At 54.6% G+C, this 20,326-nt stretch carries 20 protein-coding genes and 2 pseudogenes; 18 read left to right on the forward strand and 4 right to left on the reverse strand.

The genetic code is table 11. The features are described from left to right. Positions 1–298 precede the first annotated feature (298 nt). Both M3A44_13225 and M3A44_13230 read left to right on the forward strand, forming a co-directional pair. On the forward strand, positions 299–1,585 hold the full coding sequence (locus tag M3A44_13225; protein MEQ6342569.1) for an ISL3 family transposase: 1,287 nt from the start codon (positions 299–301) through the stop codon (positions 1,583–1,585). A gap of 213 nt (positions 1,586–1,798) precedes the next feature. Then, positions 1,799–2,116, forward strand: a pseudogene (locus M3A44_13230) (hypothetical protein). A gap of 89 nt (positions 2,117–2,205) precedes the next feature. On the opposite strand, the gene M3A44_13235 reads toward M3A44_13230, so the two are convergent. Both M3A44_13235 and M3A44_13240 read right to left on the reverse strand, forming a co-directional pair. Next, positions 2,206–3,636, reverse strand: a complete 1,431-nt coding sequence (locus M3A44_13235) for an RtcB family protein (protein MEQ6342570.1) — start codon at positions 3,634–3,636, stop codon at positions 2,206–2,208. Between the two features lie 47 nt (positions 3,637–3,683). Continuing rightward, positions 3,684–4,112, reverse strand: coding sequence for an archease (locus M3A44_13240; GenBank protein ID MEQ6342571.1), 429 nt, complete (start codon positions 4,110–4,112; stop codon positions 3,684–3,686). A 311-nt stretch (positions 4,113–4,423) separates the two neighbouring features. Between M3A44_13240 and M3A44_13245 the strand changes: the two genes are divergently transcribed. The 7 genes from M3A44_13245 (at position 4,424) to M3A44_13275 (ending at position 11,164) form a co-directional block, all read left to right on the forward strand. Continuing rightward, entirely contained in the window at positions 4,424–4,915 is a 492-nt protein-coding gene (locus tag M3A44_13245) for a hypothetical protein (protein ID MEQ6342572.1), read from the forward strand. A 196-nt stretch (positions 4,916–5,111) separates the two neighbouring features. After that, positions 5,112–8,585 carry a DNA polymerase III subunit alpha gene (dnaE, locus tag M3A44_13250; GenBank protein ID MEQ6342573.1) on the forward strand — a complete coding sequence of 1,158 codons (3,474 nt, stop codon included), beginning with the start codon at positions 5,112–5,114 and terminating at the stop codon, positions 8,583–8,585. Positions 8,586–8,661: 76 nt separating this feature from the next. Then, on the forward strand, positions 8,662–8,943 hold the full coding sequence (locus M3A44_13255; protein MEQ6342574.1) for a DUF3579 domain-containing protein: 282 nt from the start codon (positions 8,662–8,664) through the stop codon (positions 8,941–8,943). A 238-nt stretch (positions 8,944–9,181) separates the two neighbouring features. Further along, positions 9,182–9,619: a DUF2384 domain-containing protein gene (locus M3A44_13260; GenBank protein MEQ6342575.1), complete on the forward strand. Its 438-nt coding sequence runs from the start codon at positions 9,182–9,184 to the stop codon at positions 9,617–9,619. A 40-nt stretch (positions 9,620–9,659) separates the two neighbouring features. After that, positions 9,660–10,088, forward strand: coding sequence for an RES domain-containing protein (locus M3A44_13265; protein MEQ6342576.1), 429 nt, complete (start codon positions 9,660–9,662; stop codon positions 10,086–10,088). Positions 10,089–10,402: 314 nt separating this feature from the next. Continuing rightward, a complete protein-coding gene (locus M3A44_13270; protein ID MEQ6342577.1) occupies positions 10,403–10,951 on the forward strand; it encodes a transposase in 549 nt (182 codons plus the stop codon). Between the two features lie 24 nt (positions 10,952–10,975). After that, on the forward strand, positions 10,976–11,164 hold the full coding sequence (locus M3A44_13275) for a hypothetical protein (protein MEQ6342578.1): 189 nt from the start codon (positions 10,976–10,978) through the stop codon (positions 11,162–11,164). Here the strand turns inward: M3A44_13275 and M3A44_13280 are convergent. Then, positions 11,119–12,570, reverse strand: coding sequence for an IS66 family transposase (locus M3A44_13280; protein MEQ6342579.1), 1,452 nt, complete (start codon positions 12,568–12,570; stop codon positions 11,119–11,121). The genes M3A44_13275 and M3A44_13280 overlap by 46 nt on opposite strands. Positions 12,571–12,865: 295 nt before the next feature. On the opposite strand from M3A44_13280, the gene M3A44_13285 reads away from it, so the two are divergent. The 7 genes and pseudogenes from M3A44_13285 (at position 12,866) to M3A44_13315 (ending at position 17,040) form a co-directional block, all read left to right on the forward strand. Beyond that, positions 12,866–13,606: a hypothetical protein gene (locus tag M3A44_13285; protein ID MEQ6342580.1), complete on the forward strand. Its 741-nt coding sequence runs from the start codon at positions 12,866–12,868 to the stop codon at positions 13,604–13,606. A gap of 13 nt (positions 13,607–13,619) precedes the next feature. Continuing rightward, entirely contained in the window at positions 13,620–13,934 is a 315-nt protein-coding gene (locus M3A44_13290) for a hypothetical protein (protein ID MEQ6342581.1), read from the forward strand. 111 nt (positions 13,935–14,045) lie between these two features. Next, positions 14,046–15,032 (forward strand): annotated as a pseudogene (locus M3A44_13295) (IS110 family transposase). 395 nt (positions 15,033–15,427) lie between these two features. Further along, positions 15,428–15,766, forward strand: a complete 339-nt coding sequence (locus tag M3A44_13300; protein ID MEQ6342582.1) for a transposase — start codon at positions 15,428–15,430, stop codon at positions 15,764–15,766. Positions 15,767–15,899: 133 nt separating this feature from the next. Then, positions 15,900–16,226, forward strand: a complete 327-nt coding sequence (locus M3A44_13305) for a BON domain-containing protein (GenBank protein MEQ6342583.1) — start codon at positions 15,900–15,902, stop codon at positions 16,224–16,226. A gap of 55 nt (positions 16,227–16,281) precedes the next feature. Beyond that, positions 16,282–16,467, forward strand: a complete 186-nt coding sequence (locus M3A44_13310) for a CsbD family protein (protein ID MEQ6342584.1) — start codon at positions 16,282–16,284, stop codon at positions 16,465–16,467. 207 nt (positions 16,468–16,674) lie between these two features. Then, the gene (locus M3A44_13315) at positions 16,675–17,040 is read left to right on the forward strand and encodes a hypothetical protein (GenBank protein ID MEQ6342585.1); all 366 of its coding nucleotides are present in this window, start codon (positions 16,675–16,677) and stop codon (positions 17,038–17,040) included. A 74-nt stretch (positions 17,041–17,114) separates the two neighbouring features. On the opposite strand, the gene M3A44_13320 is transcribed toward M3A44_13315, so the two are convergent. Further along, a complete protein-coding gene (locus M3A44_13320) occupies positions 17,115–17,573 on the reverse strand; it encodes a CBS domain-containing protein (GenBank protein ID MEQ6342586.1) in 459 nt (152 codons plus the stop codon). Between the two features lie 265 nt (positions 17,574–17,838). Between M3A44_13320 and M3A44_13325 the strand changes: the two genes are divergently transcribed. Then, complete coding sequence (locus M3A44_13325) at positions 17,839–18,804, forward strand: acetyl-CoA carboxylase carboxyltransferase subunit alpha (protein ID MEQ6342587.1); 966 nt, start codon at positions 17,839–17,841, stop codon at positions 18,802–18,804. A gap of 98 nt (positions 18,805–18,902) precedes the next feature. Further along, positions 18,903–20,285: a tRNA lysidine(34) synthetase TilS gene (gene tilS / locus M3A44_13330; GenBank protein MEQ6342588.1), complete on the forward strand. Its 1,383-nt coding sequence runs from the start codon at positions 18,903–18,905 to the stop codon at positions 20,283–20,285. Positions 20,286–20,326 lie beyond the last annotated feature (41 nt).

Raw genomic sequence — 20,326 nt, forward strand, 5'->3', positions numbered from 1 at the left:
GGTTCGGATTTTCGTGCACATACCACGACTCCCGCCACCACCTCCCCGGGGAAACTACTACCTAGTTCATGGAAAGGTTGCCACCTTGTGGGAGCGTGGCGATGCGGTTTTTCTATTGATACTCCTGGTCAGGTATTGCCGTCAATTTCGATTTGCATTTGCATTTGCATTTGCATTTGCATTTGCATTTGCATTTGCACATCGATTCTCTTTTCAACAAAATTTACTATGCGTAAAATAATTATGGGTCTTCGTGAAATCGAGTGGGTGAAATTTAACATGAAAACCTCCGCAAGCCTTGTGGCATCAGGCAAAATGCATCCTGCACCTGTTGCAGAAAATGGGAGGTTTTTTCAATGGCTATTTCACGCAAACCCAAACGCATTCTCGACGCATATCGATTCCCCTGTTTTCGCCCGCTGGAAAAGATACGCGGCATCTTTGGCGACTCCAAAGCACGGATCATCACGCTCGTTCGGCGCTCAAAAAAACGGCCTGCAACAGTTGCGGCAGAACGCGCTCTGGTTGGTACGACAAGAGGCTTCGACGAGTTCGCGACCTCTCCTGTGGCGACACACGTATCTATCTGGAAATCGAAATTCGACGGGTGCTTTGTCGGCACTGCGGGAAAGTGAAACGCGAACGACTCGACTTTCTCGCCGACAACCCACTCTATACAAAGCGATTTTCTTGGTATGTAGGCAGACGGTGTCGCGCCAGCACGGTGTCGGACATTGCCCGCGAATTGCTTCTGGACTGGCACACCGTCAAGGAACTGGACAAGCAATACATGACCGCGCAACTGGAACGCGCCGGAACGCCAGCACCCAAGGCCATTGGCATCGACGAAATATCGATTCGCAAAGGACATACCTATCGCATTGTAGTCAGCGACTTGATCCGTGGTCGTCCCATCTGGTTTGGCGGTGCCGACCGTTCGGAGGACAGCATGCGACAGTTCTATGACTGGCTGGGAGAGAAGAAATCCAAAGGTATTTGTCTTGCAGTGATGGATATGTGGAAGCCCTTTCGTAACGTAACCAACGAACGCGCCCCGCAGGCGGCCATCCTGTTCGACAAATTCCACATCATGAGCCATCTCGGCGATGCTCTGGATAAAGTCAGAAAGATGGAATATGCACGTCTTCAGGGCAAGGATAGGCGCTACATTAAGGGGCAGAAATACGTACTGCTTTCCAATCACGAAAATCTGACACTGGACGGCAGACGTTCTTTGAAGGCTTTGCTGGCAGCGAACAAACGGCTGAACACGGCGTACCTGCTGAAAGAGTCGTTTGGCCAGTTGTGGGATTACAGGAGCGAAGCATGGGCGCGGCGTTTCTTCGAGAATTGGAAAACCAGCCTGAAGTGGCAGCGCCTGAAACCTTACGAGAAATTTGCCGAGATGATTGAGCGCCATTGGGATGGGATCGCAGCCTATTGCAAGCCAGAGAATAAAGTTTCACTCGGCTTTGTTGAGGGGCTCAACAATAAGATACGCGTCATCCAACGCCGTGCATATGGTCTGCGCGATGAAGAATATCTGCGACTAAAAATACTCACGTCTATGCTCCCGAGGCTCTAAAAAACATGAAATTTACCCACACGATCACGCGAAGAGCCGTTAAAAAAGGCAGGAGAAAAATATTCTGCCGTGCTTGGGATTGTTTCTGAGCGCGTAAAATAAACCTTACCCCATGATGCAAAAAAAATATCGTTATGTCGCGCTATCGCCGTGCCAATACTGCGGGGGCTACTTATTTTTTTCACGGTGGTGACTTAAACATCGGGATCGACACTGTGGCAACGCCGTTAGTGGGAACACCAAATCCGTGATGAGACGGATTTTATACGGCATATGGATTACATCCATTGGCCGCTCCTGCGCCTGCGACATTCGTGTATCCATGCACAGCGCAACCCGGTCAAACATGGGTTATACCAATAGGTGGCGGAATGGCCGCATTCAACGTTTCACAGCCATGTTGCGCAAGGCGCCTATGCGCTTGATTGGGGTGGTGTCGAGGGTGAGATATGGGTTGGACATTTGGTGAATGATATGACGGCGTGGGCACTACGTGCCCACCCTGCTTGGCTACGTTTTACGGTGGCGTGAAATCAGACCACGCTTCTGGCGGCGCATCCTACCCCCTATGAACGCCGCACCAAACGCGAACGCACTAACTGGTAAGTGCATCCTCCATTTTATCCTTTAATACAAATAAGCGGAACAAGCTTCGCCACTTTGCGGGCAAGTTTTCCCTGGTCCGCGGCATCTACTACGGCACTTACATCCTTGTATGCGCCGGGAGCTTCTTCTGCTATGCCGCGTAGGGAGGGGCTGCGAATTAGAATGCCCTGGTGTGCCAGCTCATCGACGAGCGTGTGTCCCCACCACTGGCGGGTAGCTTGGTGGCGGCTCATGCTGCGGCCCGCGCCGTGACAGGCGGAGCCGAAGGAGCGTGCCATGCCTTCACTGGTGCCGACAAGGATATAGGAAGAGGTTCCCATAGTGCCGCCGATGAGTACCGGCTGTCCTATGGTGCGGAATGCTTGCGGAATGTCAGGGTGGCCTGGCCCAAAGGCGCGGGTAGCGCCTTTGCGGTGGATGTAGAGGCGCTTCGGCGCGCCGTTGATAATGTGTTCCTCAACCTTACAGGTGTTATGTGAAACATCATATAGCAGCTTTAATTCGGCTTGAGGAAAGAACGCGGCGAATACCTGCCGAACCAGGTGAGTAATAATCTGGCGATTTGCCAAGGCGCAGTTGATGGCGGCGCGCATTGCGCCCAGGTAGTCTTGCCCAAGGGGTGAATGGATGGGGGCGCAGGCTAATTCCCGGTCGGGAAGGTCAATGCCGAATTCGGCAGCGGCGATGGCCATGGTTCTTAAGAATTCGGTGCCTATTTGATGGCCGAGCCCTCGCGATCCGCAGTGAATACTGACTACGATATTATCCGTGTGTAAGCCAAAGGAATTGGCGGTGTTTACATCAAAGATTTCCGCTACACGCTGTATCTCCAAGTAATGATTGCCGGAGCCGAGTGTGCCCATTTCGTCGCGCTGGCGTTTTTTGGCGTGATCGGAGACCTGTTCAGGTTGTGCGCCAGCCATGCAGCCACGTTCCTCGGTATGCTCCAGGTCTTCGATTGTGCCATAGCCGCGCTCAACGGCCCAGCGGGCGCCTCCGCTGAGCATGGCATCCATTTCTATTGAGTTGAGACTCAAGTGTCCGGTGCTGCCCATCCCGGCGGGGATTTTGTCATAGAGGGCATCAGCCAGCTTTTTCTGTACCGGGATGATATCTGCTACAGTGAGGCCAGTGAGTAGATTACGCACGCCGCAGGAGATGTCGAACCCGACGCCGCCAGCGGAGATCACTCCGCCACGGTCTGCGTCGAATGCGGCGACGCCGCCAATGGGGAAGCCATAACCCCAATGGGCGTCGGGCATGGCGTAGGCCTCTTTTTCAATGCCGGGAAGGGTGGTGATGTTGGTGATCTGCTCATAGACTTTGTGGTCCATGTCGCGCAGGAGTGCTTCGCTCGCATAGATGATCGCGGGTACGCGCATCTTTCCGGTGGGCTCGATGCGCCATTCGTATTCGGATTGCCGGGTAAACAGTGATGTGTCCATGGTGTCCTCTGCGTTTCATCCAGTGATACTGTTTTGTAGGGATGTCGCTATACATCCACGACACATTGCGCAATCCATACACCGCTCTCCTCCTGATGGACACGAAGTTCGGTATACGTTGCCCCTTTCACCTCGACGGCGGGTTTGTGCTTTGAGGTCTGTATTATCTCACCCCATGCCGTTGCATCCATGCGTGAGTTTTTGATGATGACCTCAAAGCGGCTAAAGAGCATTTTACGTGTTGCTATTTCGTAGATCAGCGCGTTAAGCCAGTCAACGAATAATAACTCGCCGTCCGGTGCCTGGCAGGAAATTGTTACCGCGATTTCAGGGGATATAAGTTGCGGGTCAGTTATCACTGCGATCAATGCAAGCGCAGCTTGTTCAAATGCGTTTTCTTTTGAGCTACCGATCCCGCGCACGCCAATGTCGGCCTGATGAGGAAAGTGTTCCCAACGATTTATGGTTGATTGCATATGATTTTCTTCCCAACCGTGCGAGATAATTATTTCCTCTTTTCTCAGCAATGTCTTTAATGATTTATGAAAGGCTATGCTTTAAATTGTGCGCCCAATAATAAACCGCTGGCAAGTTTGATTTTTATGGTCGGTTTTAGTGTTTTTAGGTGGGTTTTCTCTTTGGCATGGTGTTTTCTCGGATAAAACAGCCTGAATATGAATTTCGGAAATATATATAACTATAAGTTTTTTTATGTATAATTATATTTGTGTATCGTTATAATGATTTCGTAATTAACCTTAAATGTTGATGTTAAGGAGTATGATGTATGCCAAGAGCCAAGAAAGAAATCTCACAGGATGGGGCAGAAAAACGACGGAGAGGCAGGCCGCTACGGGACAAAAATCCCTCTAGGGCTTTAGTCAACAAAAAGGGTTCCGTTAAAGAAAAATCGAGATCAGCTGGAGTAAAGGCTACGGTTGGAAGGCCGCCAGAGAAGACCAGAGCGGCGGTTGCAAAAGAAAGAGTCCAGCGACAACAACTGGCTCATAAAGAGAAACAGAAGGCCCTTAAAAAGAGAATTAAAGAGCTTACTTCCCAAATGGTCGCTATGGCAAAGGCGGCAAAGAAGGAGGCTAGGTCCTCGATGGCGCGCGAGCGGGTTTTGGCGAGGATGATTTCTGCGAAGGAAGAGGCTTTCAAAAAATTCGAGGCGAAGTGGGCGCGCCGTTATTTACCTCATGTGGCTGTAGAAAAGAAAATTGCCACAAAAAAGAAAGCTGTGGCAAAAAAGAAGGGCGCGCGAAGAAAGGCAGCTTAGTTTTCCCTCTTGCATTCTTGCGTGCTCTGAGCGCAAAGATGCCCTCATATGACCGGCGGCCTACTCTATTGTAAGGCGCCGGTTTTTTTGTATGGGGGGAATAGTTGTTTGTTATTATATGATCTTTCCCGCAATGGGCGGCTGTCGTCTTTCTTAGACCTTGCAAAGTGCACCTCGAACTCCGGAAACCTGACAAATGACCCCCGGCTTCGTCCACCTCCATCTCCATACTGAATATTCCCTGGTTGACAGTGTTGTGCGTGTCAAGCCACTGGTGAAGGCGTGCGCCGCTGCCGGTATGCCGGCTTGCGCGGTGACGGACCAATCCAATCTGTTCGCCATGGTGAAATTTTATCGTGCAGCCCAGGCGGCAGGCGTGAAGCCGATCATCGGGGTGGATGTGTGGCTGCACAATGAGGCGGATCATAATCAACCGTCGCGATTGGTGTTGCTGTGCCAGAACCGCGAGGGTTATCTCAACCTCACACGCCTGGTGTCGCGCAGCTATATCGAAGGCCAGCAGCGTGGCATCCCCATGCTCCGCAGGGAGTGGCTGGAGGGCGCGAGCGATGGGTTGATCGCCTTGTCCGGCGGGCGTGCCGGTGATGTAGGGCAAGCCCTGCTGGCGGGCAACCGGGGAGCAGCCGAGGTGCTGCTCAATGGCTGGAAGGCGCTGTTTCCCGAACGTTTCTACCTGGAATTGCAACGCAGTGGACGCGAGCATGAAGAGGATTACCTGCACGACGCCGTCGGTCTGGCCCAGGCGCTCGACGTGCCGGTGGTGGCCACCAACGATGTGCGCTTCATCAAGCCTGAGGATTTTTACGCGCACGAGGCCAAGGTGTGCATCCATGAGGGGCGCGTGCTGGATGATCCGCGCCGCCCGCGCCTGTATTCCGAGCAGCAGTATTTGCGCAGCCCGCAGGAGATGGCCGAGCTGTTTGCCGATCTTCCCGAGGCGCTGGAAAATACCGTGGAGATCGCGCGCCGCTGCACCCTGGAGCTGACGCTCGGTAAAAACTTCCTGCCCGATTTCCCCGTGCCGGAAGGCATGACCATGGACGCCTATTTCCGCGAGTGCGCACGTGTCGGACTGGAAAAGCGCCTGGCTTTCCTGTTCGATACCCAGGCCCCCAAGTTTGCCCAACAGCGCGTTGAGTACGACGAACGACTGGCGCGCGAACTCGACGTGATTATCAGCATGGGCTTTGCCGGTTATTTTTTGATCGTGGCGGATTTTATACGTTGGGCCAAGGAGAATGATGTGCCGGTGGGGCCGGGGCGCGGTTCGGGCGCGGGGTCGCTGGTGGCCTATGCGCTGGAAATTACGGATCTTGATCCGCTCCGCTATGACCTGCTGTTCGAGCGTTTTCTAAACCCTGAGCGTGTCTCGCTGCCGGATTTTGATATCGACTTCTGCATGGAGGGCCGCGACCGTGTCATCGAGTATGTGACGGAGCACTACGGGCGCGACCGCGTGTCGCAGATCATCACTTACGGTAGCATGGCGGCCAAGGCCGTGGTGCGCGACGTAGGGCGCGTGCTGGGGCATCCTTATGGCTTCGTCGATCAGATCGCCAAGCTGATCCCCTTCGAGCTGGGCATCACGCTCGACGATGCGCTGGAGAAAGAAGAGACGCTACGCCGCCGCTACGAACAGGAAGAGGACGTGCGTGGATTGATCGACCTGGCGCGCTCGCTGGAGGGATTGACGCGCAACGCCGGCAAGCATGCCGGAGGCGTGGTGATCGCACCCTCGGCGCTCACTGATTTCACGCCGCTCTACTGCGAGCAAGGCGCGGCGGGAACGGTAACGCAATTCGACAAGGACGATGTCGAGGCAGTGGGGCTGGTTAAATTCGACTTCCTGGGGTTGCGCACGCTCACCATCATCGACTGGGCGGTGAAGAACATCAACCGAGGACGCGCCGCGCGCGGCGAGGCGCTGCTGGATATCGTCCGCATCCCGCTGGATGACGCGCCGTCTTTCGCCCTGCTCAAGCGTTGCGCGACGACTGCGATCTTCCAGCTTGAATCGCGCGGCATGAAGGATCTCATCAAACGCCTGCAACCGGACTGTTTCGAAGACATCGTGGCTCTCGTGGCGTTGTTTCGCCCCGGCCCATTGCAGTCCGGCATGGTGGACGACTTTATCAACCGCAAACACAAGCGTACCAAGGTGGAATATCCGCACCCCGCGCTGGAGCCGATCCTCAAGCCTACCTATGGCGTGATCCTTTATCAGGAGCAGGTGATGCAGATCGCCCAGGTGCTGGCCGGATTCAGTCTGGGCGCCGCCGACCTGCTGCGCCGCGCCATGGGCAAGAAAAAAGCTGAAGAAATGGCGCAGCAGCGCGCCATTTTTGTGGATGGCGCGAAGAACAACGGTGTAGATGAAAAGATCGCCGCCTACATCTTTGACCTGATGGAAAAGTTCGCAGGTTACGGTTTCAATAAATCCCACTCGGCCGCGTATGCCTTGTTGTCCTACCAGACCGCCTGGCTCAAGGCCCACTACCCGGCGGCCTTCATGGCGGCGGTGTTGTCCGCGGATATGGACAATACCGACAAGGTCGTAACGTTGATCGACGAATGCCGTGACATGAAGCTGACCGTGCTGCCGCCGCACATCAACACCTGCGAATGTGCCTTCACCGTCAGCGATGACAACACGATCCTCTATGGCCTGGGCGCGGTCAAGGGTGCGGGCAGCGCGGCCATTGAGGGCATCATTGCCGCCCGCAAGCAGGCTCCGTTCCGCGACCTGTTCGATTTTTGTCAGCGTATCGACCTGCGCAAGGCCAACCGGCGCGTACTGGAGGCGCTGATTCGTGCGGGTGCGCTTGATGGGCTGGGGGCGGGCCGCGCCACGCTCATGGCCTCGCTCACCGCCGCTACGCAGTTGGCCGAACAGCATTCGCGTAACGATGCCGCAGGGCAGGAAGATCTGTTCGGTGTTTTCGCGGCGCCAGGCGGCGTGAGCGAGAGCGAGGCGCATGAAACGCGTTATGTCGAAACACCCGAATGGAATGAAGAACAGCGTCTCACCGGGGAAAAGGAAACCCTCGGGCTGTACCTTACCGGCCACCCTATCGTGCGTTACGAACACGAGCTGGCGCGTTTCATCAGCGCACGCATTGTCGATCTCAAGCCCGGCCGTGACCAGTCCGTTGTTATCGCTGGCCTGGTGGTGGCGATGCGCGCCATGATGAGCCGCAAGGGCGACCGCATGGCCTTCATCACCCTGGACGACCGCAGCGGACGCATCGAGCTGGCGGTGTTTCCCGAAAACTTCCGTCAATACCGTAACCTCATCATCAAAGACAAGCTGCTAGTGGTGGAAGGCACCGTAAGCGTGGACGAGTATTCCGGAGGTTTCAAGATGAGTGCGGACAAGATTTTTGATATCGATCAAGCGCGCGAGGCCTATGCCAAGCGGTTAGTTATCGATGTCGAAGAGCGCCAGGCGAACAATGGCTTCGTCGGCGAGTTGGCGCAGCGGCTGGCGCCGTTCCGCGAGGGCGTGTGCCCGGTATGGATTGAATACCGCGCACACACCGCGCGCGCGCAGCTCGCCTTGGGCCAGGAATGGCGCGTTCACCCCAGCGATGAACTATTGCATCGTCTACAGGAGTTGGCGGGAGAGGGCAGAGTGAGGGTGGTTTACTAGGCTCTGTTGACGTTTGACAAGCACCGGGAAAACGAGCATCTTGCTGGATGAAATTGGACACGGACACGGTTAGATAATGAGCGGCGTAACTGGAAAAATTATTATCAGGGGCGTTACCGAGGACGGCAGAAAGTTTCGTCCCAGTGATTGGGCCGAGCGCATCACCACTGCGGTTGGCAAAGTCGGCGCAGGCCGCCGCATCGAGTTTCATCCCAAGGTCAGCATGATCACCATCGAGGGAATCAGTTGCGTGCTGGTAGACAAAAGCCTGGAACAGGACGAACCACTGGTGTTTGCTTTTCTGATGAACTTCGCCAAAAGCAACCACCTGCAAATTGAAGATTTCCAGCAGGGATAAAATAGTCCTGTTGCGTAGTAGTCACGATCCGATCTGACAGCCCCCAAAGAAATTCTGAATCCCCGCCTGACAAAGTCCCCGCCCTCGCTTTTGCCGCCACCGCCGCTGGCGCCGTAGTTTTATTCCGGCAGTGGTCTATGTGCTTTGATGATGCTGGACGTTGGTTTTGCACCAACCTTGGGTTGTTCGGCCATATGGCCGATGCTATAAGGACTAATGGCCAAATGAGGTTTTTCACATGAGCTATGTATTACAGGGCATCACCAATCTCTTAGGTGGCCCCAAGACCCTGGGGCGGCCTGTACAAACTCACGCGGATTTGTTGGCGGTAGTCCGGGCAGGCTTCCCCTACATCGCGTTAGAACGGGTAATAGATGCCATGGATTTGACCCGCGAGGAAATTGAAACTGTCCTCGCCCTGCCGACCCGCACATTGACCCGGCGCAAACAGGCCCAGCACCTGCAGGCGGCGGAATCCGACCGATTGATGCGCCTTGCGCGCGTGGCCGTACACGCAACTGCCGCCCTGGGAACCTCGGAGAAGGCCGCGCAGTGGCTGCATCGTCCAAATCGTGGCCTCGGCAACTGCTCCCCGTTATCCTTGCTCGATACTGACTTGGGAACCTCGCAGGTAGATGACGTGTTGACCCGCCTCGAACACGGCGTTGCCGGTTAAATGCGCGTCTGGCGCTTAGTGAAGGCGGAATTCGTCAAGAATGCCTTCACCGGCGACGGCGCCCGTCTCGCTGGCGGCCGCTGGAACCCCAAGGGCGTACACGTCGTCGCTTGCCCTCGCCACTCTTGAACTCCTCGTCCATGCCGACTACGACCTGTTGCCCGACGATTTGATGTCCTTTGCGCTGGACATTCCCGATGACATTCCGGTGGAGCATGTGGCCATCGGCGATTTGCCGTCCAACTGGAAAGACTATCCGCCGCCCGATGCGTTACAAGAGATCGGCGCCATGTGGTTTGCACGGCGCGAGACCGCCGTGTTGGCGGTAGCCTCGGCGGTAATTTCAGAAGAGAACAACTTTTTATTGAATCCAGTTCATCCTGATTTTACGCGCATCCGCTGGGCCGAACCGCAGCCATTTCAATTCGACTCACGGTTGCAGCCATCCAGAGCCACTCCCAGACCCTGACCGGGCTAATGGGGGCATGGCTTGCATTAACCATATGTCTGTTGGCAATGGTGCCTCAAATAGGTGATATTGGATTGCAAGATCCGGTAGGGTGGGCACGTTTTTTGTGCCCACGCGGGATCAATGATTACGACGTATGCCAATGGTTGATTTGATTTTTTTGTTGCTTCTTGGTCGTCCGGGGGGATCCAAACGGCGGGACGGGTACCTGATCACACGGCCGTGCCATGATGTTGATGCATCACATGATGCGTGGACACGTCTCCTGTGCCCACGCGTAAAATAAACTTAACCCATGATGCAATAATGTCGTTATGTCACGCTATCGCCGGGCCAATACTGCGGGGGCCACCTATTTTTTTACGCTGGTGACGTATCGCCGCCAAGCGATTTTGTGCGATGCGCCTATACGCACGGCGTTGCGAGACGCGATTGTTGCGGTGCGCGAACAACGGCCATTCAACATTGACGCATGGGTTCTGCTGCCTGATCATTTGCATTGTATCTGGACATTGCCACCGGACGATACTGACTTCCCGTTACGCTGGAGCATGATCAAACGGCGGGTAAGCGTGGCCTGTGCGGCGGCGTATAAGCGTCCCGATTGGCTTACCGCATCGAAACGGAAACACCGGGAATCGGCGCTGTGGCAACGCCGTTATTGGGAACACCAAATCCGTGATGAAATGGATTTTATACGGCATGTGGATTACATCCATTACAATCCGGTCAAACATGGGTTATGCCAACAGGTATCGGAATGGCCCCATTCAACATTTCACCGCCATGTCGCACAAGGTGCCTATGCGCTTGATTGGGGTGGTGTCGAGAGTGGGGTACGGGCTGGAACATTTGGTGAATGATATGGCTGCGTGGGCGCAAACCACGTGCCCACCCTACTTGGCTTTACCCAGGCCGACCCGTATATCCAAAACCTCACCAACCTGCAAGACCTCAACCGCTACGCCTATGTCAACAACAACCCGCTGAAGTATACTGATCCGACCGGGTATAAGAAGTTTTGGAGTAACTACTCACCCCCGATTAAGTTGACCTCACCCGCGAGAGCCATTTGAATCGCAAGAAGAGGATTATGCCCCTTGTTGGCCATGGTTTGCAGATAGCTTGATATTCGGCAATAAGCCTGAGCATAAATCTCTGAGCGGAAACAGCCTGAGACCTTTTGCTTCACCTTGGACATTCTCAAATCACGCTCGGCCCGATTATTGGTGAAGGAGACATGCGGGTTTTTGGCGAACAGCAGGACGGATGCCTCATGTTTTTGCAATCGCTCCAGCAGATTGTGCGCATCTGACTTGGCGAGTTTGCCGCGTTTGCCGCTGGGCTTTTGGGGAATAGGTGGAAGCTCTTTTTCGCCACGGGTGAGAATCGTGCGGTAGCGCTTTTGCAACCGCGCCAGCGCTTCATCGGTCAATCTCTTTTCCGTGCTTCTGGAGACGGTGGCGCAGCTCTCCTGTAAAAGGCGTTTCATGTGGCGCGCCCAGGCGTAGTCATTGGCGTCAACAATGAACGTCAATTCGCGCAGCAGATGCGAGCCGCACAGGCCGTGAGAGCAGTGATCATAGGACAAGTAGGATGACCAACAGTCATGGATAATGGCGCCACCGTAGCGCGGAATAATATCAATCGACGAAATCGCTGCCGTGCCCCGTTTTCGATGTAAAAACTTGAGGGTGATCTCCCCTGCGGAGTACACGTGTATCCAGTGGTTTTGCTTATCCACCCGCAAGGAGGTCTCATCCACATGCATAGAGGGTGCTTTCAGCAGCTGTGCGGTGGCGTGCTGCTCCCACCGCTCCAAGGCACGATGAAGCCGCAGCACAAAAGCCAGAAGAGTGGCTTCAGAGATCACAACACCGATCATGGAGGTCAGCAGCGTTTGCGCGCGATTGATCGCGACCATCTGAGACACCAGTAAATTGATGACAAAGGCCTTTAAGCCATCGCCGTATTGCAACGGGCCGTGCATATCCGCCGGGAACTTCCCTTTGACCGTCGCATCGCAGACCGGGCACTGCTTGACCTCGGCATCCACATGCTCAACGACTTTCTCAAAAACAATATCGATCTTCGTCCGTCTTTCATGGTGACTACAGGGCGTATTATCCAGATCTTCGCCACATACATCGCAGAGGCGGACTCTAGAAAGAGTCACACTCTCTTTGACGCGCGTGTTTTTCAGCAGGGCGCCGTTTTCGTTTTTCCCCTTACCCTGGCTCCCCGGATGACTCAACGAGGAGTCGTCCTTTTCCGTTTGGGAGGAGGGCTTGCTGGAGTTGCGGCTGTCTTTCTTGGTTATTCTTTCCAGAAAAATGGAGAGCATCAGCTCCATCATCATGAACATGCTATTCATAAGCACCTGAGTTTCGCGAGGCACTTTACCGTCGCAACTGAGCTGCTCAAAATCCGCTTTCAACCGGCTGACTTCGTTTCTGACCGAGGTTTTGTCTAGGCTTGCCATTAATAAGGGGGGCTATACGTTTGGAATAGCCAAAGGATAACATGGCATTTTTCGACCCCCTGATAACGGTCAGATCAGGCTGAAATGGTTTTTTCGACTTGAAATGGCAAGGCGGCTCATTGAAGAGATCAAAGCCCCTGCCAGCGGCAATAGAGAATAGATTTTACACCGAGATAAGGAAGTGGTTTTTTCGATAGAAAAAACCTGTCAAGAGATTTTTAAGTTATTTTTCGTGTGAAGGGAGTGAGTAGTTACGTTTTGGAAGCAGAAGTGGTTTAGGGAGACGGTGAAGACGGTGGCCATCGTCGTCGCGGCGGTTTACACGGGCGGCGCGGCGGCAAGCGCATTCCTGGGAAGTTCCGCCGCCGCCGGACTGGCCGTTGCCACGGGCAGCGCCACGGTGATGACCACGACGGCCGGCGCCATCGCCGGCGCGACGGGAGGATTCACGGCGGGATTGCTGTCCAGCGGCGGGGAGCTCAAGCCCGCAGTGCGAGGAGGCGTCGGAGGCGGCCTCACGGGCGGAGTCGGCGGATACTTCGGGGACACCTGGAATTTGCAGAGAGTGGCGGCGAATTCTGTGGCGGGTGGGGTGTCTTCTGAGTTACAGGGAGGGCAGTTCAGGGATGGGTTTAAATTCGCAGTTATGACTTCGTCGGCATCATATGCCTATAACGAAGCTGTGAAATACGACGTCACATGGCAAAAAGGAGAAGGCGCGGTAAATAAACGAACATTCGACATGCCAGTCAAGGGTGCGATCAACATCGGGACAGCTGGCACTGTTGACCCAAGCTCTTGGTGGGGTGAGGGTGGAATCGTTAGCAGATTTGCCAACCATATTCCCGGAGTCAATGCAGTAAGCGGATTGCATGATGTATTCCAAATTCGGTTGGATGAGTGGGGTGGTAATTTTGCGAGGAATGTGTTTAATGTGCCTGGCATGATTCCAGCCGCTGCTATAACGTCGGCAGCCCTACTTGATGACGTACCCGGGGGAGTATTGACGGTAACTCAATCCAAGAGGGAGTGGTAATTTGGTGGCTGGGATGAAAAAAGTATTTTATGTTATTCCATTAAATATATTATCCATAACACTTTTTGGGTGTATGTCACAAATTCGTCCATTTACTGAATATGTTAATGGTGTGGTCGGTCAGCCAATTAATAGTTATATCGAGGCTGGAGCGCGACCCGGAAGCTACGCATCACGTATAGGTTGGAAAGATAGACGATATAAACTTGAGAACGGTAATTGGGTTTATGTCGCGCCTGAAAGAGAAGGATGTATTATCCACTGGGAGGTTAATCCGCAAGGCATTATCGTTGGCTATCGTACAGAAGGAAACCGATGTGATTGGTGAACAAAGCAAGTAGCCTGATGTGATGGTCTCCTCCCCCTTCTAAACCAGCGTCGAATGCGCCACGATGGAGTTGTAACAAACCATCGAAATGAATAAGGAGAGGAGACCGAGATGAAGATTACAACGATTGGGCTGGATCTGGCAAAGAGCGTGTTTCATGTCGTCTGTTTTGACGAGAAGCATAAGGAGGTCAGTAAACGAATGTTGCGGCATAGCCAGGTGAGGGAGTATTTCGCGCAACTCGAGCGGTGTCTTGTGGCGATGGAAGCGTGCGCCGGTGCACATTACTGGGGGCGTGAGCTGGAAAAGCTGGGGCACACGGTGAAGCTGATCCCGCCGCAGTTTGTGAAGCCTTATGTGAAGGGCAACAAGAACGACTACAACGACGCCCGGGGATGCGGTTTGTCGGCATCAAGACGGTAGAGCAACAGGACATTCAGGCGCTGCACCGGTTGCGTCAGCAACGCGTCAAGGAGAGGACCGCGCTCTGCAACCAGTTACGCGCCTTGGTGACGGAGTATGGCATTGTAATGAACAAAGGCGTGGCGACGGTGAGGCGCGGTATCCCCCTGCTGCTGGAGGATGCCGAGAATGGACTGAGCGACATGTTCCGTGCGCTGCTGGCGCGGGGCTATGAACAGCTTGTTGAACTCGAAGAACACATCGACCCTACACGCGCCAGGTCGAAGCGCACAGCCGCCAGAACGCGCAAGTCCGCCGCCTGCAAACACTGCCCGGCTACGGTCCGATTGTCGCCAGCGTGTTTGCCAGCCATGTCGGCGATGGCAGTGCCTACAAATGCGGGCGCGCTGTTTCCGCCTCGCTCGGGCTGGTGCCGCGCCAACACTCCAGCGGCGGCAAGGAGGTGTTGCTGGGGATCAGCAAACGGGGCGACAAGTACCTGCGCAGTTTGTTGATCCACGGCGCGCGCAGCGTCGTGCTGCATGCCAAGAACAAGGAGGATGCCTTAAGCCGCTGGGTCAACCGTATCCGTGAGCGGCGCGGCACCAACAAAGCCGCCGTGGCATTGGCCAACAAACTGGCGCGTAGGCCGGCTGGGCGCTGTTGCGCAATGAGACGGTGTATTGTCCGGCATAGGCCGGAATAGCGTTGCAGTGAGTGTAAGAGTGTAAGAGTGTAAGAGAGCAAAAGAGGTAGACCTGCCGACGATTGCGAAGACAGTGTAAACATGATGACACCACAGGTAAGACCAGCGTATTGAAAACCTGTTCAACCCAAAGGCTGTTGAACGCCGGTAGGATGATGAGGACGATACGCGCAGATCACATCGAGGCCAGAGGAGAAACTTCCTCATAAATAGGCCGGATATATGGAAGCAATCCTGTCCCTGTCAGAGTGTGCATGGTGTCTTGCAAAACGGGAGGAGACCATATATGGGTTGAGCCTGGTAGGGCGGGTCACACCCGCCATAACAATGCCAAAAAAACCACTAACATTGGGGTTTCAACCTTCCATTGCCTGGATGAATCATCATGCCCAACTCCCGGCGCGCGAGGCTCGGTGGAGCCACTTATTTTTTCACGGTAAATACGTATCGGCGCCAACCGTTTTTGATCGATCCCGATGTTCGGTCGGCGCTGCGCGTAGGCGTTGCACGGGTACGACAAACGCTACCGTTCGCCATTGATGCCTGGGTACTATTGCCGGATCACATGCATTGCATCTGGTCACTCCCGGACGGCGACGCTGATTTTTCTACCCGTTGGCGAATCATCAAAACGACCGTTACGCATCGGTCGTGGCGAGCGATTGAACAACGCGGCCTGGTTGTCTCGCCGCCGGGCCGGCAAGGGACAAAGCAAGTAGCCTGAAATTATTGCCAGTTAGGGAATGGCAAAAAGCAAGGCCTGGCCCTGCGCTGGGTCACTATCTTGTGTGTGCCAGCGTACAGACTATTTGCAAGAAGTGGTGGGATCATATGCTCTCTCACTGAAGGAGCACACTATGAAAGTCACATTTTCGGCAACTTGCTTTATCATCGGTACTTTACTGACACCTGTTATGGTCTATGCGGATGCAGACATGGACCGTTCGCACCCTGCCGCCTTCGTTAAGGATTCGGTAATAACAACCAAGATAAAGGCCAAGCTGGCAGCGGAACACCTTACCAGCGCGACGAAGCTTAAAGTCGATACCGATAACGCCGGCGCGGTGTTGTTGAGTGGGACTGCCTCTACTCAAGCAGAGGCTGACAAGGCTGTTTCAATTGCGCGCGCGACCAAAGGAGTAACCTCTGTTAAAAGCGAGATTGTAATCAAGGCCGATAAATAACGCCGTAGTTTTTAACAAAAAACGCGAATATTAATTATTTAAAAGGAGACTTACCATGAACAAAGATCAAGTGAAAGGTGCAGTGAAAGACGTTGCCGGTAAAGTGCAACAAAAAGTTGGCGAAGCAATAGGCAATGAACAGCAGCAAGTAAAGGGCCTTGGAAAACAACTTGAAGGAAAGGTGCAAAAAGCCGTTGGCAATGCCAAAGAAAACATCAAAGACGCTGTTAAAGGTCGTTAAACTTAACCGCTAATGCGGTGACTGGAAAGTAACTCCAGTCACCGCGTTTTTTTTCGGGCTCAGTTGGCCTGAGCGCTCATGAGTGCTTGCTAATAACTACGTTAGTAAAGCTTCATATTTTCGCATAATCACAAGTTGGCGCACGGAAAAAACTGGCGACGAGAGGGTGTGCAAATATCTGTGTAACTGGTTATCTCTGGTTGTCTATTGAAAACCAGCCCTACCGGGTTGGCCGCATGCCTCAAGCAGCCTGCAGCGGTGCTATTTCATAGCGAAGCCTTCGTCTATGTTGTCCATTGCGCAGTCCATGTCGTAATGGCTTTGCAGGTTGATCCAGTATTGCGGTGTTTGGCCGAAAAAAAGGTCGAGCTCATCTACGACCTGCGTAGCCGCAAGCGCAGCATGACCGACCCCCGCATGGGCTACTGGGAATACAAATACAGCGTCCTCGGCGAATTCATCTACCAGGTGGACACCAAGAGCCAGACCATCACATCCGGCTACCGCACTTGTGGTCTTCTATATGGGTGGGAGGAGATCTTGATGGAGAATTTGGTGAGGTTGATTGATTAATGGCGGGTAGAACCCGCCCTACATGCCTGCAAATTGAAGATTTCAATCAGGGATGAAAAACAGTCCTGTTGCGTCTACGCTTCTTCGGATTCCGGCCAGTTTTTGATGTAATTCTTGAGCAGGTTGTTCTCGAACTGGGTTTCGGTGAGCAGGGCTTGCACAATGTCGACGATGGAGATCAGGCCGGCAAATTCGCCATCGCGCATGACCGGCAAGTGGCGAACGCGATGTCCGAGGCTATTGCGCATCATTAAATTCATGACATGGTCGAGAGTGTCCTGGGCATCGCAGGTAATCAGCTTCGGCGCCATGACATCGCGTACCCGTACATCCGCCAGATTGGCAGCGTACTTGTCCACCGCCCCCATCACATCGCGCTCCGTGACAATACTGGCAAGGCGGCCCTCATCCATCACCACCAGTGATCCAATCCGGTTTTGCATCATCAGCGCCACCGCCTCGGTCAATAACCGATCTGGGGTGATGCTGTAAATGTTGGGTCCTTTCTGCTTCAAAATGTGGTTTACTTTCATGCTCTTGTTCCTCTACACAAGCAAAAATCATCACTAACCATCGTTCTATTTATACACACTTTTACGCCAGTGTCCAACTGATGCGGGCATTCCCTGCTGCGCCACCATCCCGGTCCCCTGGCGATGGCATGCAATAGGCATGCTGCTTGGCAAGCGTCGGGCATCGGAGTATATTTATATTGGTTGTTTGCGGCAGAAATAGGTGCAGTGCTTGCCGTGCCGCCACCTTCGTTATTCCAACCGAACATCTCACTACGTAAACCCTATGAATCTGAACTTCCTTGAATTTGAACGCCCTATCGCCGAGCTGGAGGCCAAGATCGAAGAATTGCGTTACGTAGGTAGCGACAATGAGATCAATATCAGCGAAGAGATTACGCGCCTCGAAGCGCGCAGCAGGGTGTTGACAAAATCAATCTTTTCTTCGCTTACTGCATGGCAGACCGCCCAGTTGGCGCGCCATCCGCAGCGTCCCTACATGCTGGATTACATGAGCCGGATTTTCACCGATTTTGAAGAATTGCATGGTGACCGCAGTTATGCCGATGACGCCGCAATTGTCGGTGGCGTTGCGCGCCTGGATGACAAGCCGGTGATGGTGGTCGGCCAGCAAAAGGGACGTGATACCAAGGAAAGGGTACGGCGCAATTATGGCATGCCGCGACCGGAAGGTTACCGCAAGGCGTTGCGCCTAATGCAGATGGCCGAGCGTTTCAAGTTGCCTCTGCTTACCTTCATCGACACCCCCGGCGCTTATCCCGGCATTGACGCCGAGGAGCGCAATCAGAGTGAGGCCATCGCGCGCAATCTGTTAGTGATGTCCGAATTGCGCATCCCTATCATTTGCACCGTTATCGGCGAGGGCGGTTCCGGCGGCGCACTCGCCATTGGGGTGGGCGATCATGTGCAGATGTTGCAATACAGTACCTATTCAGTGATTTCGCCCGAGGGTTGTGCCTCCATTCTATGGAAAAGCGCGGACAAGGCCGCCGAGGCGGCCGCAGCCTTAGGTATTACCTCCGCCAAACTCAAGGCGCTGGGTCTGGTGGATAATGTGATCGAAGAACCGTTGGGCGGCAGCCATCGTGACCCTGACGCCATGGCAGCCACCCTCAAGGCAGTGCTGGCGAAGGATTTGGACCGCCTCAGCCAGATCGATATCGACAAGCTGCTCGAAACCCGTTATGCACGGCTCATGAACTTTGGTCATTATGCCTCTGCCCGTAAGTGAGTGGGCGTTTTTGCGGCGTCCCGTCTTAAATTGAAGAGGGAGGAGGAGAAGGCATCTGCCTGCTTGCCTTTGTCTCATGATGTGAAGCTGAATCATTCATGACTGCCCGCCCCCCCCCCGCAGACGCCTTCTCACGACGCCTTCTCAATGCGCTAAACCAGTTGCCGCCCGCGCTACGCTTTTGGGTAGCTTACAGCGGCGGACGCGATTCTACCGTGCTGCTGCATGCACTCTCTGGAATACGCGCCTTCCTGTCCCCCGATTTACTGTTGTGTGCCGTACATGTCGATCACGGCCTGAGTCCTCACTCGGGCGAATGGGCGCGTCATTGTGAGGCAGTCTGTGCCCGGCTTGGCATTCCTTGTCATACGCTGCGCGTCAATGCCGCGCCCCAGCCCGGTGAGAGTCCCGAAGCGGCAGCACGCCAGGCACGTTACCAGGCCATTGCCTCGCTCATTGAGGCAGACGACTGCCTGCTCACCGCCCATCATCAGGATGACCAAGCCGAAACCCTGCTGCTGCAACTGCTGCGCGGCGCCGGCCCGCATGGTCTGGCCGCCATGCCCGTGAATACCCCGTTTGCCAATGGATGTCTCGCGCGCCCGCTGCTTGGCTTTACGCGAGACGAACTGGCCGCCTATGCCGCGCAGCATGATCTTTCCTGGGTCGATGACCACAGCAACTTCGACACCGGCTTTGAGCGCAATTACCTGCGCCATGAAGTCATGCCACATTTCATGCAACGCTGGCCGGCATGTGCAAACACGCTGTCGCGCGCTGCTACAAACGCTGCCGAGGCGGCGGCATTGCTGGATGTGCTGGCGGACAATGATCTGCAAGCGTTGCGTGGCCCACTACCGGGCACATTGCCGGTCAGTCAATTGTTAAAGCTGGACGATGCGCGCCAGCGCAATGCGCTGCGCCGCTGGTTCAAAAAGTTGGGCCTCCCTGCGCCGTGGGCGGCGCACCTCCAGAGGATTCAGGACGACGTGCTGGCCGCTGCCGAAGACAGCACGCCGTGCGTGCGCTGGGCCGGCGCCGAGGTGCGTCGCTATCGCGACCTGATTTATGCCATGCCTCCATTGCCCGCGCATGATGCCAACGCTGTGTTGGCATGGGATCTGGATCAACCTCTGCTATTGCCGAATTGTAATGGAAGATTGACTGCGCACTGCGTGATGGGCGGTGGTCTCAAGGCATCACTGTGCCGCGCATCAACCGTTAGCGTGCGCTTCCGTCAAGGCGGTGAGCGATGCCGCCCCGCCGGACGCGGGCACACCCACATCCTGAAAAAACTCTTGCAGGAGCAGGGCATACCACCCTGGCAGCGCGACCTCCTACCGCTGATTTATATCGGCGATCAACTCGCGGCTGTGGCTGGGCTGTGGGTCTGCGAACCGTTTCAGGCCGGGAATGGCGAAGCTGGGATTGCCCTGGAATGGAGCCGTCAAAATTCCTTTTCGACTTTAAGCCTCATTTAAGTATCTACCTCTAGTATGACCTCCACGAAACGGCAATCATG

This window comes from Gammaproteobacteria bacterium (assembly GCA_040183005.1).
Taxonomy (GTDB): domain Bacteria; phylum Pseudomonadota; class Gammaproteobacteria.

Bases quoted from the DNA above. Each gene is read 5' to 3' on its own strand.
- M3A44_13270 (MEQ6342577.1), top strand. From the start codon at position 10,403: ATGTCACGCTATCGCCGGGCCAATACTGCGGGGGCCACCTATTTTTTT.
- M3A44_13320 (MEQ6342586.1), bottom strand. From the start codon at position 17,573: ATGAAAGTAAACCACATTTTGAAGCAGAAAGGACCCAACATTTACAGC.
- M3A44_13280 (MEQ6342579.1), bottom strand. From the start codon at position 12,570: ATGGCAAGCCTAGACAAAACCTCGGTCAGAAACGAAGTCAGCCGGTTG.
- M3A44_13300 (MEQ6342582.1), top strand. From the start codon at position 15,428: ATGCCCAACTCCCGGCGCGCGAGGCTCGGTGGAGCCACTTATTTTTTC.
- dnaE (MEQ6342573.1), top strand. From the start codon at position 5,112: ATGACCCCCGGCTTCGTCCACCTCCATCTCCATACTGAATATTCCCTG.
- M3A44_13265 (MEQ6342576.1), top strand. From the start codon at position 9,660: ATGCCTTCACCGGCGACGGCGCCCGTCTCGCTGGCGGCCGCTGGAACC.
- M3A44_13245 (MEQ6342572.1), top strand. From the start codon at position 4,424: ATGCCAAGAGCCAAGAAAGAAATCTCACAGGATGGGGCAGAAAAACGA.
- M3A44_13290 (MEQ6342581.1), top strand. From the start codon at position 13,620: ATGAAAAAAGTATTTTATGTTATTCCATTAAATATATTATCCATAACA.
- tilS (MEQ6342588.1), top strand. From the start codon at position 18,903: ATGACTGCCCGCCCCCCCCCCGCAGACGCCTTCTCACGACGCCTTCTC.
- M3A44_13255 (MEQ6342574.1), top strand. From the start codon at position 8,662: ATGAGCGGCGTAACTGGAAAAATTATTATCAGGGGCGTTACCGAGGAC.
- M3A44_13235 (MEQ6342570.1), bottom strand. From the start codon at position 3,636: ATGGACACATCACTGTTTACCCGGCAATCCGAATACGAATGGCGCATC.
- M3A44_13325 (MEQ6342587.1), top strand. From the start codon at position 17,839: ATGAATCTGAACTTCCTTGAATTTGAACGCCCTATCGCCGAGCTGGAG.
- M3A44_13260 (MEQ6342575.1), top strand. From the start codon at position 9,182: ATGAGCTATGTATTACAGGGCATCACCAATCTCTTAGGTGGCCCCAAG.
- M3A44_13305 (MEQ6342583.1), top strand. From the start codon at position 15,900: ATGAAAGTCACATTTTCGGCAACTTGCTTTATCATCGGTACTTTACTG.
- M3A44_13310 (MEQ6342584.1), top strand. From the start codon at position 16,282: ATGAACAAAGATCAAGTGAAAGGTGCAGTGAAAGACGTTGCCGGTAAA.
- M3A44_13240 (MEQ6342571.1), bottom strand. From the start codon at position 4,112: ATGCAATCAACCATAAATCGTTGGGAACACTTTCCTCATCAGGCCGAC.